We start from the raw sequence: 15637 nt of genomic DNA, 5'->3' as shown, positions 1-15637 counted from the left end.
AGCAACCGTTGGTCGGTGGTTGATAAGGAACTCACCCAGCGCAAACACTTCAGCACCTGGGAGCACGGAACCAGCTGTAAGGCGGTTCCACAACCGGACGCCCGCAGGGCCGGAGGTGCTGACGAAGTTTTGGACCCAGACACGTAGTTCACGTCCGTCCTTGTGCTTCTCTACGAGAGTCAAGATGTAGCCGCTCGTGCCCTTCCTGACGTTTGCAATGGTTCCACGATAAATCGCAGTTCTGGTTGGCGACGCTCCGGCTAGGAGGAACGCTGATAGGTCGAAGAATGCGGAGTCGTAGGTCCCGCCTGCATTCCACCCTGCAAGTAGTTCTGTCGCGGCTCGCGTAGCTGGAGGCATCGTTTTCCATTCAGCAGCGAAGCGCTCTACTCGCTTTGACTTGCTGCGACTTGTGCCAGCTCCCGACATAGAGGTTCCTGAACGTGCGCCAGGGCCGGCCCCTGACGTCGACCCAGCACCACCCTTCGTTGCAGGCCCGGTGGTTGTGTCCGGTGAGTCATCCCAAGCCGTTGGAAGAGATGCCTTGGTTGGGCTGGCAGGCTTTGTCCCGGGCCGGGAAGCCGTGGTTGGTTTGCTAACTGCTGTCGGTGGCCGACAAGACGGCTTGTGGGAGACCGGCGTCGCTCTGAAATAAGACGTCGGACTCTTCTTTCGGCCTATCTTGGTCTGGTCCGTAATGACTGCGATGACGCTCACCCCGCAGCCTGCACAGCAAAACGTTTCTGCGGCGTTCGCCGCGCTGCTGGACGTGTAGACCGCTTCAACAGCCTCAATCGTCACCTCAGTCCCTGGCGCTCCAACGCGCCCGCTCCCTTTGACGAGCGTTGCTTGGTCGTGCATCTCAATCCTCCCTAACTCCGAGTGTCACCGTAGCCAAGTAGGTCAGCGGGCAAAGCTGCTACCTACACGTGACCAATTTCACTCAGTCGGCTACATGCCGAAAGGATGCTTCTCGAATGAACGCTAGCCTGAACAGCGCACCTGTCGGCATCGGTTCCGGTCGAACTGCCACCGTGCATGCGTTTGTCGACCCGGTCACTCAGCAGGCCGGCGTGACCATTACAGTTCACTTGAACGGTCATGACGTTCAGCTTGCGGTGGACTGGAACGAACTGTTCAACTTGTCGGGCCCGTTCCTGTAGGAAGGAAACGGCATTTCGCTGCTGCTAACCGAGGACGCTTTGTACGACCTTGAAACAGCAGCGTGGCAGTTGCTGAGCGCACAGGGCCACGTACCCACGCAGTGGCACGAGTAGACACCTCACCATTACGGCGCGTTACGGAGCACTTCCGTAATTGCGGCTGTCGCGACTACCTTGGAGGCCGAATCTCCATCTCCTGGCCAGGCACGCGCTTCCTCGGCCCGCTGCTCGCACCCACTGCCCGACGCTTGGGCACGAGTTCTTCGAACTGCCTGTTCTCACCGGCTGTGTAGTTGCGCCAGTACTGCGACTTGCCGACGTTGAGCGCCCAGAACAGCAGCTTCTCGGTCTTCAACCGCGGGCTCACTCGGCGATGGTCCTCTCGGAAGGCCGTCTCGCACGCGTACTCGTGCAAGTACTTCGGCTCGATGTTGAGGTAGATGCCGGCCTCGGCGCGGTCCTGGCGTGCCGTGAAGCTCTCGGCCATGTTCACGTGCTCGCCATTCGGTCCTACCAGGGTTTCGCTGTGGTTGACCGTCGTATGTAGTCGGAACTTCTTGCCCAGCTTCGAGAACGCAACGCCCAGGTCGGTCGCAAGGATGGATTCCGGCATCAGCACGTGGCGATGTGCCAGGTACTCGGCCACCTCGGGCGTCTCCGCCATGCCAACGCCGACCTTGGTCCAGACCGAGCCGTCACCAGGGTTACCTGTGCGGCGGCGCAGCGTCATCACCATCCGCCGGTTGTGCGGCAGGATGGCGCCGGTGTTGGGGTCTCGGACCAGACCGTCGCGCCTCAGCTCTTCGTTCTCAGCCTTCAATGCCCGGCGCTGTGCCGGTGTGAGCCGCTTCTGGTCTTGCTTGCGGTTGAACGCATCCATCACCGATTGGGCTTGCGCGTCCATCTCCGCTTGCCCCTTGGGCCGCTGTTGCGCCAACGGCCGTCCGCGCTTGCCCGCCGCGTCATGGCCGGAGGCGTGCGCCCCGTCAATCTCCACAACGCCCGCAATCAATCCTGCGTTGTGCCCGCGCGCGAGTCCTTCGCGCACCTTCTGGATGGTCGAGAACGACGTGTTGTAGCTGACCGTGCCGACCATGGCTCGGACTGTGAGCGCCGGGATACCGGCAGCGCCGCAGGACCACAGGAAGGTCTCGATGTAGATGTTGCGCAGGTCTCGCTGATGTGCATCGAACAGGGTCCCGGTTGTCACCCCGAAGTACTTGCGGCATGCACCGTTGAGACAGCGCCAGACCCCGCGCTCCTCGTACCACCGATGCTCGTCGAGCGTCCCGCAATGCGGACACGGCATGCAGAGATGGCTACCCCAGCGGATACGGGCGAACTCGCGGCGCACCCGAGCCGGGTCCCATCGGCAGATGGTCACCAGGTACCCCTCGTCGATGGCTCGCTTGGACGAGAAATAACGAGCGCCAGCGGAAGGGCTGCGGCGAGCCTTCGTGCGTCGAGGCGGCGCCGCTCTTGGAGGCGCACTGCTGATTTCGATGCCGCCGGCAATCACAGGGCGCGCTCCACGAAGTCGGCAAAGAGTTGGGCCGGCACGATGCCACTGCCCGTACCCCCAGGGAACCGCGGCTCAATGCCTTGGCGGGCCAACCAATTTCGGAACCCGCCGTGAGCTTGGACGCAGAGCTTGCCAAGGCTGATGCACTCTTTCCCGCCTTCCTCGAACACAGGAGGCAGGCGCAATGGCGGACGTGCAGGCAGAGCCGGCTGGTTGTGGTCGGCCCAGCACACCGCGCGCACCAGCAAGTCCCAATGCTGCAGCACCTCCGGCGCATGCCTGAACTGCACGGACTTGCGCGTTCCCGTCAGGTCATCCCACAGCTCGCAAACGTAGTCGCATGGCCGAGGTCCCATGGTGAGCTGAGCGGTACCGACGCGAGCGCGGCGTGTCTCCTCGCCGTCCGACCAATGCTCGACGACGGCGCACAGGCTGCGGGCGTATGCACCTTTGTCGGCGGGGCCCGCGGGCATGAGCGGCAGCTCCTCCTTCCGGTAGAGCGCCATCGCTATCAAGCGAGCGATTAGGTCCCAAATGCTGGCGGACCAGCGGCTCACCTCGGCACTGCTTTGGACTTCGTTCAAGGTTCACGGCGGCCTCCCCCCTTCATTGCTTGGAAGCGGCAGCTCGATGTCTTCCAGGAACGCCTCCACCTGCTGCTCGGCAATCAGCACGAGCTCAAGGTCAGGCAGCCAGTTGTCCTGCAGGCTCAACGCGTTGAGCTGCCGCGCAATCAGGTGCAAGCGAACGGCATCGAAGAGCGACCGCGCAGCCCCTGCTTCTCTGGCCAAGTGAGTACGCGAGGTGATGAGCCGAGGGTCGGCAACCGCCTGGCATCTGCGCGCGGAGCGCAGCATCACGGTTGCGATGGACTTGTAGCCTTCGACAACCGGCTCTGGACAGCCTGCCGCGCTTGCGACATCGGGCAGCGCGCTAAGCAGGGCTGCGGCGTATTCGCGCTTGATGCGCTCGGCCACGATAGGCCCATCCTCAAAGGACCAGGGTTCACACATGCCGGCGCTCCTGCGGTGGCCTTGCGCCGTCGAACTGGCGCAGCAGGTCCGCTGTGGCGTCCGCCAGCACCGTCGTCTTCCAGAGGCGCTGCCACTTCGCCCACACGTATTCGGCGTCGCCGTTGAGGCCCGGTGCGCCGCGCAATTGATAGACCCTGCCGCTGGACGTGACGACGCTGCGATTGGCGGCATCAAGCTCTTCGATGGGTGACGTCACACGGCCGCAGCCTTCCGCGCCGATGTATCCGGCGATGTGAATGGTCGGACCAGCAAGACCTGGCACTTCAACTTCAAATGCGCGCCAGCTGGTCAGCACGGCATCGGGCTGCTCGGCCGTGGTGGGTGGGATGAAAATCGACATGGGTGCTCCTTGCGCCTCTTGAGGCAGCAATCGGTTCAGGCAAAGCTCCGCCAGGCGCGCTCGCGGCACGCTTTCGCGGAATGCAACGGGGTGCGGGCTAGCCGCTCGGGCGAGAGGTGTTCAGTGGGTCACCTCCGCTGCTTCTTGATGGTCCGGACGGACCCAGTCACCAGGCCGACGATGTCCAGCGACGACTGCGGGTAGATGGGCTCGTAGCTCGGATTGGCCGGCTCGAGGAAATACGACCCACCGTCCCGGCGCAGGTACTTGACGGTCAACTGCCCGTCGACCGCAGCAACGACGATGTCGCCGGGCTCGACGATGGATTGGGTTTCGACGATGACGACGTCGCCATCCAGCAGGCCGGCATCGCGCATCGAGTCGCCGCGCACATGGCACATCGCTGTCTTGTTGGGCTCGCGGATGAGCAGCTCCTCGACAGACAGGAAGTCGAGTTCTTCATCGCTGGCGGGTTGCGGCCCGCCGGCGCGGACGGTGCCGAGCACGGGGTAGGCGAAGAATCGCCGGCCAGGAGCTACTCGACCGTCTCGACGCGTCAGGTAGCCCGCGTCTTCCAGCCGGGCGACCATCTCGAAGACTGAGCCGGTCGAGCTCATGCCGAGTTGGCCCGCCAGGTTGGCGAGGCTCGGGAAGCTCTTGTGGGCCTTCCAGTGCGTCCTCAGGATGGCGAGGTGGCGCTGGTCATTGGCGGTGGCGACAGCCTGCAATTGGTGCTCCGAGTGCTTGTTCGGAGACTACTGTACGGTTGTACAGTAATGAATGCAAGCTGTTGTCACATAAGGAGTTTTTTGAAACGATAGTGCCCAAAGAGTTGCGCTGTAAGTCGTGACGGAAGCTGAATGCTTGCAATAGTGCTACGAAGAACTACAATAGTTTTCACTGTCTAAGGAGCTGCCATGACTACGCCTTCTCTCGACGATTTCGTGTGCGTGCCGATTCCGCTCGACCTGTACGCCGAGTTGGCGCGGCGCCAGCCTCGTGGCGTGGCCACGCTGCTCGCTGACGTCGCGTGGGATTTCGTGGACCGCACGGCAGAAGATGTCGATGCGCTGCCGCGGGCTAAGGCCGGCGTCCAGTGGGATGCGCTATTCCTGCCGGATGGCACTGAAGTCCGGACGAAGTACTTCGGCGAATGGAAGGTCGCGACCGTCGCTGGCGGGCGCATCGTGTGGGAGGGTGAAACGTACAGCTCGATGTCGCAGCTGGCCCGCGCCATGCGCGGCGACACCTCGAACAACGCGTGGAAGGTTCTTGAGGTCAAGCGGCCCAACGACACCGGCTGGAAGTCAGCAGACTTCCTTCGGCAATAGGCGCCGATGCCAGCCGCTTGCTCCTGCATCCGGCGGGAAATACTTGGTGTGCCTAAGCTAACCAAGCGAAAAATGCGCTCAGCACGCAACTAATGGCAGTTCCGTAGAGGGGGAGTTCCGGTGGCATCTTCGTTAAAGAATGGCGTCGAAAGAGAGTGGCGCAACTGGCAGAAGACCAATCCATCGCGGCGCAAGTTTTCCCCGGGCAGCCTCAGCACGCTCTTCCTCGCTGCGGGACGGCGGCCTGTTCATGCCGCGCTCTTGCTGCTCCTAGCCTTCGGTGTCGTCTCGGTGGGCCTGCATTGGTTTCCACCGCCGTACCCGGGCTTGTTCAACTTCGGCCCTCGGGATGCAGACAAATTCTCAGTAGATACGTTGTTCGGAGCCCTGCTCGGTACTCAGGTGGCCATCGTCGCTGTCGTGTACCCCTTGGTATTTAGCTTCGCAACGATATTTCTCCAGCGCCAGCAAGCTACAAAGGCGACTCTGCAGTCCTACTTGGTCCGAAGCGGAGCCAAGGTAACCGGCATCTCGAGCCTGATGCTCGTGCTGGGCTTGACCGTTCACCTTGCTCTCGTCGGAGCTGTGTCTCCTTGGACCGCTTTCGGATGGTTGATTGCAGGGGCCGTTTGGCTTGCTCTGAATGTTGGCTTGACGGCCATGTTTCTTGTGCGCACGTTCGACTTCGCAACTCCGGAAGGACGGCGTCGTGCCAGAAACGCCTACGCAGTAAGCATCGCTTGGCCCAGCGAGTGGCGACGCAATGCTGCACACGTTCTTGCCCAGTCGCCCATAAAGCACCGCCTCATGGTCGGTGACGATTTGATGGAAGCCGTCACCGGAAAGAACCCGGCATTCACTTCCAGCCCTGTGTCGATGCAACGGCTCGACTACGCGCTGAAGTGCAGCTTTAAGGGGCGGCGGCTTGTCACAAACGTGCGGTATGGCCTCATCGAATTGGCTTACCGCAGCTGGCGGAGACGCGCGCTCAAGGGGAGTCCTGTCGCGGGCGTTAAGGCCCGGCTATACCGGCGCGACGGTCCAATGTTCGTCCTCAACGCGCTTCCTGAACCTGAGCAGCTCGCCTTTGGTGATGCGCTAGCGGGGACAACTGGCCCAACGGCTCTGAACTGGTTTGAATGCTGGCTCATTCGCAGAGCCGTTAGCTATCGTTCGGTCGATTTCTACGACCACGACCTTACGGTCATGGACTGCCTTGAGGAAGCTCGTGCCGACATAGTCTCAGCAATCTCCAACGTAAGTACCCGGGATTTTGATGAGCAACTTCTGGCGCTACTGGAGCTGTTCGACGACCTACTGGAAGCGTCGTTTTGCATCGATGACAACGGCGCTGTAGACAACCAGGTGCTGACGTCCAGTCGGACTAGCTATTTCGGAGGGTCGAGTCTGGACCACTGGGTTCAGGTCATCGACGACATCCTTACCAGCGCGCTGGCAGTCGCCCATGCTGACCCGCATTTCGCGCAGTCCGCCGCGGCAACTCCTAAGCGGCTGTTCCGTAGGGACCGAGAAACCCGCAATCTTCGAGTCCGCGAGCTCTTCCTACGGCGACAGCAGCACTTCGTCTATCGCGTACTGGAGTGGGGCGATGAACGCCTGGCGCTGTATCGAGCGACCTTCCACTCCACGATGGCACACGACGTAACGTCACTGCCCGAGCCGGTTGCGTCACGCTATCAAGGGCTGCTGGCCGATGTTCTGGGCTCCTGGGAGTCTTTGAAGAACGAAGCAATCGTTCCGTTCGAAGAGGAATGGCTTGAGTGGGGGAAGGAAGTTGAGCCGCTGACGCTACTGACCCAGCATGCCATCGGCTCGGTCGCGTTGACCGCTCACGCCGTACGTGGAACAGAAGCACAAGGACTGCTGCGAATGCTCGACAGTCTGCTGCGCTGGCGGCGGCAATTGGAGTTCGTACTCGACGACCGAAATGACGCCTACATTGCCGAACCTTGGCAGCTGACGATTCAAACAACTCTTCGGCCTTGGGTGGAGGTAAAGGCAGCGCTTCTTCGCGGGTACGGCGATGACACAGCGCTTGCGAACGAAGCTTGGGCTGTCGCGTTAACGAACTTCTGGCGAGATTGTTGCTCGGCCCTCGCAGCTACTCTCGGCCATGAAGCGCGGCAGCAGGATGCGGCTCAGGTCGCAAGAGCGGCGACCGCACTTCGTGCCGTGCTCCTCGGGCAGCTCTCAAACGAAAGTGATGGGGGAGAAAGGGAGCGTCCATATGAGGGTCCGCAAGACTTTCTCCTTGGCCTCGTGCGCCAGTACGTCCTGGATGGCAGCTATCAGTCAGGATACCGTGCCCGCCTAGATAGTGTGGTGAAGCGAGTTGCAAAGGACAGCTGGAGAGGTCAGGTCCCGGGAAGACTGATTTCCCTTCGTTCGGCCGATAGCTTGGAAGACGTCCGTGATGGTCAGGCCTTCTGCCTATGTGTGCTGGCCGAGGCAGGCTGGGAGGCCGTCGCGCCTGAGCTCGAGTCGGTGTTTAAGCAATGGATTGAGGCCAATGACCGCCGCCGAGAGTTGGACCATGTGCTGCACCTCCTGCAGTCCGCGCTTGACGACCAGTTTGAAGGTGCGTTCACTGCGTTGTGGCAGCAAGTGCTGCCCGGCAATGGCAACTTCGCCGTAACTGTCGATAGGGTCAAGACGGTTCTCGGCGAGATTCGCAGTCAACTTCAGCAAGTCCAGAAGGAAGACCTCGTTAAAGCGGAGGTTAGCGACGCGGCCTGTCAGGCGCTAGCTTCCGAGGTGAGCGCCGTCTTGGCCCTTGAGGCTGCTGGCTATCCCTTTGGCCCAGAACTTGTCGAGCAGCAGGATGTGCCTGTCGCAGCCGCTTTACAGGCCCATTGGCGTATCACCGGTTACCCGAAAGGTAGGCTCACATTGCCGCGGCTAGCGGCCAAGTCTTCTAACGAAGTGGAGCTCCTCGCTCGCCATGTCGTGGCCCGAATGCGCTCCACAGCAGTTGCGCAAGTCGTCAAGCAACTCGGCCCTCAGGTCAAGCTGGCTAGCACCCGCGCACAGTTCGTTCGCGTCCTTGACGAGTTCAAGCAACAGCTTGCCGATGGCGAGACGGCGGTTCTGCTCGTCCCACGTGTTACAGACCCGACCTGGCTAGGGGACTTGCGCAAGCTCTCGAACACTCGAGCGCTCGAGGAGAGCGAGCGCCTTTCAATGCGAGGCGGATTTGGCAATGACAGGGCCTATGTCGGTCACTACCGAGACACCATTGTCTATGCTGGTCTCGTGGCGCCCGGCGAGATGTTCTTAGTAACGGATGCGGCACTTCAGGGATTCCATCTCCAGCCCGTCGCCGGCGGCGGGGTTCTGCAGCTCTCCGCGATTGCAGACACTGAGGAGCCGACACTTTGCGCGCTGTCATTTAAGTGGACCTATGAGACATTGACTCGTGACGGTCCATGCTGGAAGCTTCGCTATCAAAGCGCCCGCCGTAACCGCCAGCCAGCACGCGTCATCAAGAAGGACTCGACGAATGGCGTTTGAGTCAAGCGAACTGCACACGACCTGGCTCCGTCTGCCTGAAGGATTCCCCGTCGACGACCTGGAGGTCGTGGGGCAGCAACTAACGGATGCCGGGATTTGCATTCCCGGCTACCTCCCTCCCGAGATGGGTCTCCTGTCAACAGCGGCCCTGTGCTACGAACATGCACATGGCGTGCAGATGGTGCTGCTGCCTGACCGGAACGTCGTCTCTCGCATGGCGCAACTAGCAGCCGGTGAAACGGTTGTAGGCAACGAACAGCGGCGCCTAGCCGCGGCGCTCCTCGGACTTTGCCAATGCCACGACATTGAAATTGAGCCTGGTGCTGCCTTCCACGAGTTGGCCCATCGGGAAGGCAATGACGTAGCTCTAAACGAACTGCGGCTATTTAGGCTCGCGGACTCTGCGCATGCGCAGGAGACGCTTGATGTGGCCCTTGGGCGCAGCCCGACATTGCGCCTTCGTCCAGTAGACCTCCCAGGCCCGCCGGATGGCGACCTTTCCCGTCCTTTGAGACGCTGGAACCGCAACTACGTCATTGCACTCCGAATCCTTGAACTTGAGGCCAAGCCCTTGACGCCGCTGCAGCGCGTTAAGGAGCTGATGGACTGGATGGTGAGCGATTTCACTTTTGGGGCCCCAGGCGCATTGCTAGCCATGGTGTTCTTGGCTCCGAATTCCCCGCCCAAGAAGGACGTATTCAAGAATAGGCATTCGACCGACCGTGAAGCTGCTATTCGCGGCGTGAGAAACGCAGCATGGGACCTGACGCAGCTAAGTGACTTCACCGCCAAGGTGAACGCAGAAGGCGAAGAAGGACAGACCCGCTATCTCTTTGCAACGTTCGACAAGCACCTACGTCTGCAGGCCAACCTAATCTTCCAGTACGGCACGGACCTGGACTCCCTTTCTGGCCTCGCGGATGCGCTTTCAGCATGGTGGCCGAGGAACGACGCAATCGCGCTTTCTGATGCATTGCGCCGGCACCTTGAGCGGGTGCACGCGCCGGGGTGGCGGCGCGAGGTCTCTCTGACCTACGAAAGAGTCATGGAGCTCATTCGCGATGGCGAAGAGCGCGTCCGGAGGGCCGTAGGCCGCCCTGATTGACCTCTAGGCTTCCAGGCGCCCGCTGTTGAGCAACTTCTTCAAGTTCCGCGTCTTCGGAGGCGCAGCGTGCTGCTAATTGTTAGCGGCCACTGACTATAGTCCGCTATAAATGGCTGTAATTGCCCCGGTCGCTTGGCCGCTGTGCAGTCAGAACCGAGGAAGGGCGGCGTGCTGTTCCGCCGCATACCGCCGTATCTCGTCGGAAACGAGGGGGTCCTCTGCGAAATGCCAAATGGCATCGCGGGCCTGCGCCGCGGCGACCATAGGGCCTGCGCCGATTGCCTCTCTCACTTGCACGACCAGGCTGCGGCTTTCGACGCTCGCCAGCTCGGCTCGGACGGTTTGGACCAGTTGGTCGATGCTTGCTTTCATAACGGCTTCCTCTGAATCGACCCGAACCATTCGGGCCTTGTGAGAATTGAACCGTCACGACGCGGGCGGTGGCCCGCTGCCTCATAGAAAAATACGATAACGGCGCCGACCCTGTACAGGGTGTCGGCGCCGTTTTTTCTTTTCACGACAAGGGCTTAGCGAACTTTCTGGGTAACCCTCGGCGTAAGACCCCCCGAAAAAACAAAGGGCCCGCTGATGAAGCGGGCCCTTTGACCAGGCAGGCAATCAAACCAGAGGCAGGCCCTGGGCCCGCCCCCGTCCTTGACGTCAGTCGGCCGTGGCCGGCTCCGCCTTGGGCTTGTTGTCCTTCTTGGTCGGGGTGATGTCCAGTTGGACCTCGCCCTTGTCGTCCACGTCCACATTCAGACGTCCGCCATCGACCAGCTTGCCGAACAGCAGCTCGTCCGCCAGTGCACGACGGATCGTGTCCTGGATGAGGCGCTGCATCGGCCGCGCGCCCATCTGCGGATCGAAGCCCTTGGCCGCCAGATGCTTGCGCAGCGCATCGCTGAAGGTGACTTCCACCTTCTTCTCCTGCAGTTGGCTCTCCAGTTGCAGCAGGAACTTGTCCACCACCCGCAGGATGATGTCCTCGTCCAGCGAGCGGAAGTGCACGATCGCATCCAGACGGTTGCGGAACTCCGGCGTGAACAGGCGCTTGATGTCGCCCATTTCGTCGCCCTGCTCGCGCTTGGTCGTGAAGCCGATGGTGGCCTTCTGCAGCGCTTCCGCCCCCGCGTTGGTGGTCATGATGATGATCACGTTGCGGAAGTCGGCCTTGCGGCCGTTGTTGTCGGTCAGCGTGCCGTGGTCCATGACCTGCAGCAGCACGTTGAAGACATCCGGATGCGCCTTCTCGATTTCGTCCAGCAGCAGCACGGCGTGCGGCTTCTTGGTGACGGCTTCGGTCAGCAGACCGCCCTGGTCAAAGCCCACGTAGCCCGGAGGCGCGCCGATCAGACGGCTCACCGCATGGCGCTCCATGTACTCGGACATGTCGAAGCGGATCAGCTCGATGCCCAGGATGTAGGCGAGCTGCTTGGCCACTTCGGTTTTGCCCACACCGGTCGGGCCGGTGAAGAGGAAGGAGCCGATCGGCTTGTCCGGCTTGCCCAGGCCCGAGCGCGCCATCTTGATGGCGGCCGCCAGGGCATCGATGGCCGGATCCTGTCCGAACACCACGCTCTTGAGGTCCCGGTCCAGGCTCTTGAGCTTGCCGCGGTCGTCCGACGACACCGAGGCCGGCGGAATGCGCGCGATCTTGGCGACGATGTCTTCCACCTCCGCACGGGTGATGGTCTTTTTCTGCTTGCTCTTGGGCAGCACGCGCTGAGCCGCACCGGCTTCGTCGATGACGTCGATGGCCTTGTCCGGCAGATGACGGTCATTGATGTACTTGGCCGACAGCTCCGCCGCCGCCTGCAGGGCGCCCAGCGCGTACTTCACGCTGTGGTGCTCTTCAAAGCGCGACTTCAGACCCTTCAGGATCTCCACCGTCTGCTCCACCGACGGCTCCACCACGTCGATCTTCTGGAAACGACGCGACAGGGCCGCATCCTTTTCGAAGATGCCGCGGTATTCGCTGAAGGTGGTGGCGCCGATGCACTTGAGCTGGCCCGACGACAGCGCCGGCTTGAGCAGGTTGCTGGCGTCCAGCGTGCCGCCCGACGCAGCGCCCGCCCCGATCAGGGTGTGGATCTCGTCGATGAACAGGATGGCGCCCGGCTGGTCCTTGAGCTGCTTGATCACCGCCTTGAGGCGCTGTTCGAAGTCGCCGCGGTACTTGGTGCCCGCCAGCAGCGCGCCCATGTCCAGCGAATAGACCACGGCTTCGGCCAGCACGTCCGGCACCTGGCCTTCGGTGATGCGCCAGGCCAGGCCTTCCGCGATGGCGGTCTTGCCCACACCGGCTTCGCCCACCAGCAGCGGGTTGTTCTTGCGGCGACGGCACAGCACCTGCACCACGCGCTCGACCTCCAGCTCGCGGCCGATCAGCGGGTCGATCTTGCCGTCCCGGGCCTGCTGGTTCAGGTTCTGGGTGAACTGCTCCAGCGGGGAGCCCTTGCCGCTGCCGCCCTGGGCGTCGCCTTCTTCACGCTCGGACTCATTGCCCGAGCCTTCCGGACCCTTGGGAGGTTCGGGCGGCTCGCTCTTCTTGATGCCGTGCGCGATGTAGTTCACCACGTCCAGGCGGGTGACGCCCTGCTGGTGCAGGTAGTAGACCGCGTGGGAGTCCTTCTCGCCGAAGATGGCCACCAGCACGTTGGCGCCGGTGACTTCCTTCTTGCCGTTGCCGGTGGACTGCACATGCATGATGGCGCGCTGGATCACGCGCTGGAAGCCCAGCGTCGGCTGGGTGTCCACCTCATCGGTGCCGCCCACGGTGGGCGTGTTTTCCTTGATGAACTGGGCCAGCGACTTGCGCAGGTCCTCGATATTGGCTGCGCAGGCGCGCAACACCTCAGCCGCGGACGGGTTGTCGAGCAACGCCATCAACAGGTGTTCCACGGTGATGAACTCGTGGCGCTGCTGACGCGCTTCCACAAACGCCATGTGCAGGCTGACTTCAAGCTCTTGCGCAATCATGCGGCCTCCATAATGCACTGCAAAGGATGACCGGCTCGCCGGGCGGCGGCCAGGACCATTTCGACCTTGGTGGCTGCGACATCCTTGGTGAAAACACCGCAGACACCGCGACCTTCATGATGGATCTTCAACATGATCTGGGTGGCCGTATCCAGATCGTGGCGGAAATATTCCTGCAAGACCATCACTACGAATTCCATCGGCGTGAAGTCATCGTTGAGCATCAGCACCTGGTACAGGCGCGGAGGCTCCGTCTTCTGAGCAACACGCTCCAGCGTCGTAGACGCACCGCCGTCCTCATCTTGGCCCGGTGGCGTGCCCGGCGGTCCCGCTGGTGTGGAGTTGTGGACGAACAAAGGCATGAACCGATTCTATAAACAGCGGGACTTCCCTACATGCGGACGGGTTCCCGGGTTTCAAGCAAGCGAGAAATTGATCAGCTTCAGGTCAGTTTTCAGGTGACCCGCCGGATGATCAAGTCCTCCGGAATAGCCCTAGTTTGGCATCTTCAGCGAAGGCGACCCCGGGGAGTTCCTGAATTGACACTGACTTGACGCGGATTTGAGAATCCGCTCGGGTGCGACAAGACACCGGGATGGAGAGAAAAAAGATGGCTACAGGCACGGTAAAGTGGTTCAGCGATGCCAAAGGGTTTGGCTTCATTGAGCCGGATCAAGGCGGGGGGGATGTGTTTGCGCACTTCTCGGCAATCCAGATGGAAGGCTTTCGCACGCTGAAGCAGGGCAGCCGCGTGAGCTACGAGCTGGTCAACGGCCCCAAGGGGCTGATGGCCCAGAACATCCGCCACCAGGAGGGTGAGCTGGTGGACGTGGGCCTGCTGGCGGAAGCCTCGCTGGCGCAGCAGCAGCAGCCAGCCGCAGCCGCCTGAGCGCGGGCCCCCTGCGCTGCCGGCATTGTGTCGGCATGGTGCCCGCGGGGAGCGGCCAAAGAACCGGTCCGCTCCTCGCACACCTCACACACTTCGCCCACGGCGCGGCCGACGGTTTCACCGGTGCCGCGCTTCTTCAATGGCAGGGGTGCGGCCGGGTCACGAATGCCCGTCCGAATCAGCTCCAGAGGGGTTGTCCCCGGCTGAGAGCGCCCCCGCCACCTCCTTGAGCAACTGCGGCACAGCCACCGGCTTGGCCAGGTGGGCGTCAAAGCCCGCCGCCAGCGCATTCGCCCGATCCTCCGCCGAGCCGTAGCCCGTCACGGCGATCATCACCTCCGGGCGATGGACGGACGACGCCGCGCGGGCGACGTCATACCCACTGATCCCCGGCAGGCCGATGTCGCAAATCAGCACCTGCGGGCGGGATTCGCGCAGGGCCTGGATGGCATCCGGGCCGCTGTGCACCACGGTGACGCGGTAGCCGTGGCCTTCCAGAATCATGCGCAAGGCCTCCGCGGCATCCACGTTGTCCTCCGCGATCAGGATCTCACCGTTCACCGCATCCGCCTCGCCGCCGGCGCTCAGATCCCGCGGCCCGTCCAGTGCATGTTCGGCGGGCAGCTCCACCGTGAATTCACTGCCGCGGCCCGGTCCGTCCGAGTGGACCCACACCCTGCCGCCATGCATGGTCACCAGGCCCTTGACCAGCGCCAGCCCCAGGCCCAGACCGCCCCGGGAACGCTCCAGCGACCGGTCCGCCTGCACAAATGCGTCGAACAGCTGCGGCAGCAGCTTGGGCTCGATGCCATCCCCGTGATCCTGGACCTGCCAGAGCACCCGGCCCGCGTTGGCATCGATGCGCACCTGGATGCCCTGCCCGGGCGGCGAGAACTTGATGGCGTTGTCGATCAGGTTGTCCAGCACCTGGCGCAGACGGGTTTCATCGCCCTCCACCCAGACGGAGCAGGTGCAGTCGCAACTGATCAGGATCTCCTTCGCCTGTGCCGAGATGGCGTGCGCCGCCAAGGTGTCCTGCGTCAGGGCACACAGGTCCACCCGCGTCTTCTCCAGATGGATCAGGCCACGCGTCAGGCGGGAGACGTCCAGCAACTGGTCGATGATGCGGCCCATGTGGCCCACCTGGCGGTCCACCAGCTCGGCCAGGTGGCTCTGCCGGTCGCTGGGCAGGCCCGGTCGCTGCAGCAAATGGGCGGCGTAGCGGATGGGCGTGAGCGGATTGCGCAGCTCATGGGCCAGCATGGCCAGGAACTGGTCCTTGCGCTCACTCTGCTCGCGTTGCTGCTCCAGCAGGTCCCGCACTTCCAGTTGCCGATGGCGGGCGCGCAAGGCCGAGGCCACGGTGGAGAGCAGCGCGTCGCGTGTCATCGGGCGCTGGATCATCGACACATTGCCCAGCGCCGCCACCGCCTTCAAAGGCAGCCGGTCGGTGCCATGGTTGGCCACGATCAACACCGGCAGGTCCGACCAGGCCGGCTGCTCATGGATGCGCGCGGCCAGCCGGCCGAGCAGCCCTCGGGTCAGCCGCTCCTCGGCGATCAGCAGCGAGCCCGACACCGGCGACAGCGCCTCCAGCAGCGCGTCTTCCGAGGCGCAGGCCCGGCAGCGATAGCCCGCCGATGCCAGCGCACGCACCGTCAGTTCCGCGTCCCGCGGGGCCGCCAGGATCAGCACATCGGCATCGTCCCGCGTGGGGTCGCGCGAGGGGACGGTCAAGGGATG

General features: G+C 62.6%; 14 protein-coding genes. 5 read left to right on the top strand and 9 right to left on the bottom strand.

Annotation, left to right across the window (positions count from 1 at the left end; all coding sequences use genetic code 11):
* The first annotated feature begins 977 nt into the window (after positions 1-977).
* The gene (locus tag DES44_RS06000; RefSeq protein WP_058935781.1) at positions 978-1163 is read left to right on the top strand and encodes a hypothetical protein; all 186 of its coding nucleotides are present in this window, start codon (positions 978-980) and stop codon (positions 1161-1163) included.
* 169 nt (positions 1164-1332) lie between these two features.
* On the opposite strand, the gene DES44_RS05995 is transcribed toward DES44_RS06000, so the two are convergent.
* From DES44_RS05995 to lexA, 5 genes are all read right to left on the bottom strand, one after another.
* The gene (locus tag DES44_RS05995) at positions 1333-2682 is read right to left on the bottom strand and encodes a transposase (protein ID WP_147306972.1); all 1350 of its coding nucleotides are present in this window, start codon (positions 2680-2682) and stop codon (positions 1333-1335) included.
* Complete coding sequence (locus tag DES44_RS05990) at positions 2679-3269, bottom strand: hypothetical protein (RefSeq protein WP_058935783.1); 591 nt, start codon at positions 3267-3269, stop codon at positions 2679-2681. Before DES44_RS05990 ends, DES44_RS05995 begins: the two co-directional genes overlap by 4 nt.
* Positions 3270-3272: 3 nt before the next feature.
* A complete protein-coding gene (locus tag DES44_RS05985; protein ID WP_147306971.1) occupies positions 3273-3662 on the bottom strand; it encodes a hypothetical protein in 390 nt (129 codons plus the stop codon).
* Positions 3663-3690: 28 nt separating this feature from the next.
* Positions 3691-4059: a hypothetical protein gene (locus DES44_RS05980; RefSeq protein WP_058935785.1), complete on the bottom strand. Its 369-nt coding sequence runs from the start codon at positions 4057-4059 to the stop codon at positions 3691-3693.
* A 128-nt stretch (positions 4060-4187) separates the two neighbouring features.
* Positions 4188-4787: a transcriptional repressor LexA gene (gene lexA, locus DES44_RS05975; RefSeq protein ID WP_058935786.1), complete on the bottom strand. Its 600-nt coding sequence runs from the start codon at positions 4785-4787 to the stop codon at positions 4188-4190.
* A 189-nt stretch (positions 4788-4976) separates the two neighbouring features.
* Between lexA and DES44_RS05970 the strand changes: the two genes are divergently transcribed.
* The 3 genes from DES44_RS05970 (at position 4977) to DES44_RS05960 (ending at position 10026) form a co-directional block, all read left to right on the top strand.
* Complete coding sequence (locus DES44_RS05970) at positions 4977-5390, top strand: hypothetical protein (RefSeq protein ID WP_058935787.1); 414 nt, start codon at positions 4977-4979, stop codon at positions 5388-5390.
* A gap of 120 nt (positions 5391-5510) precedes the next feature.
* Complete coding sequence (locus tag DES44_RS05965; protein ID WP_147306970.1) at positions 5511-8921, top strand: hypothetical protein; 3411 nt, start codon at positions 5511-5513, stop codon at positions 8919-8921.
* Positions 8911-10026: a hypothetical protein gene (locus tag DES44_RS05960; RefSeq protein WP_058935789.1), complete on the top strand. Its 1116-nt coding sequence runs from the start codon at positions 8911-8913 to the stop codon at positions 10024-10026. Before DES44_RS05965 ends, DES44_RS05960 begins: the two co-directional genes overlap by 11 nt.
* A gap of 147 nt (positions 10027-10173) precedes the next feature.
* Here the strand turns inward: DES44_RS05960 and DES44_RS05955 are convergent, their stop codons facing one another.
* From DES44_RS05955 to clpS, 3 genes are all read right to left on the bottom strand, one after another.
* Positions 10174-10398, bottom strand: coding sequence for a hypothetical protein (locus DES44_RS05955; protein ID WP_147306969.1), 225 nt, complete (start codon positions 10396-10398; stop codon positions 10174-10176).
* Between the two features lie 288 nt (positions 10399-10686).
* Complete coding sequence (gene clpA, locus DES44_RS05950; RefSeq protein ID WP_058935791.1) at positions 10687-13005, bottom strand: ATP-dependent Clp protease ATP-binding subunit ClpA; 2319 nt, start codon at positions 13003-13005, stop codon at positions 10687-10689.
* Positions 13002-13367, bottom strand: a complete 366-nt coding sequence (clpS, locus tag DES44_RS05945) for an ATP-dependent Clp protease adapter ClpS (RefSeq protein ID WP_058935792.1) — start codon at positions 13365-13367, stop codon at positions 13002-13004. Before clpS ends, clpA begins: the two co-directional genes overlap by 4 nt.
* Positions 13368-13615: 248 nt before the next feature.
* On the opposite strand from clpS, the gene DES44_RS05940 reads away from it, so the two are divergent.
* A complete protein-coding gene (locus tag DES44_RS05940; RefSeq protein ID WP_058935793.1) occupies positions 13616-13894 on the top strand; it encodes a cold-shock protein in 279 nt (92 codons plus the stop codon).
* A 159-nt stretch (positions 13895-14053) separates the two neighbouring features.
* On the opposite strand, the gene DES44_RS05935 is transcribed toward DES44_RS05940, so the two are convergent.
* Entirely contained in the window at positions 14054-15631 is a 1578-nt protein-coding gene (locus DES44_RS05935) for an ATP-binding protein (RefSeq protein WP_170156609.1), read from the bottom strand.
* Between the last annotated feature and the right edge of the window lie 6 nt (positions 15632-15637).

The organism is Roseateles depolymerans, from assembly GCF_003387155.1.
GTDB classification, from domain to species: Bacteria; Pseudomonadota; Gammaproteobacteria; order Burkholderiales; family Burkholderiaceae_C; genus Roseateles; species Roseateles depolymerans.
Note: the sequence above shows the minus strand (reverse complement) of the source record. Positions and strands in the feature narration are given on the sequence as shown.

Coding starts and splice junctions, on each gene's coding strand:
- DES44_RS06000 (WP_058935781.1), top strand. CDS start 978: ATGAACGCTAGCCTGAACAGCGCACCTGTCGGCATCGGTTCCGGTCGA.
- DES44_RS05980 (WP_058935785.1), bottom strand. CDS start 4,059: ATGTCGATTTTCATCCCACCCACCACGGCCGAGCAGCCCGATGCCGTG.
- DES44_RS05970 (WP_058935787.1), top strand. CDS start 4,977: ATGACTACGCCTTCTCTCGACGATTTCGTGTGCGTGCCGATTCCGCTC.
- DES44_RS05960 (WP_058935789.1), top strand. CDS start 8,911: ATGGCGTTTGAGTCAAGCGAACTGCACACGACCTGGCTCCGTCTGCCT.
- DES44_RS05955 (WP_147306969.1), bottom strand. CDS start 10,398: ATGAAAGCAAGCATCGACCAACTGGTCCAAACCGTCCGAGCCGAGCTG.
- clpA (WP_058935791.1), bottom strand. CDS start 13,005: ATGATTGCGCAAGAGCTTGAAGTCAGCCTGCACATGGCGTTTGTGGAA.
- clpS (WP_058935792.1), bottom strand. CDS start 13,367: ATGCCTTTGTTCGTCCACAACTCCACACCAGCGGGACCGCCGGGCACG.
- DES44_RS05940 (WP_058935793.1), top strand. CDS start 13,616: ATGGCTACAGGCACGGTAAAGTGGTTCAGCGATGCCAAAGGGTTTGGC.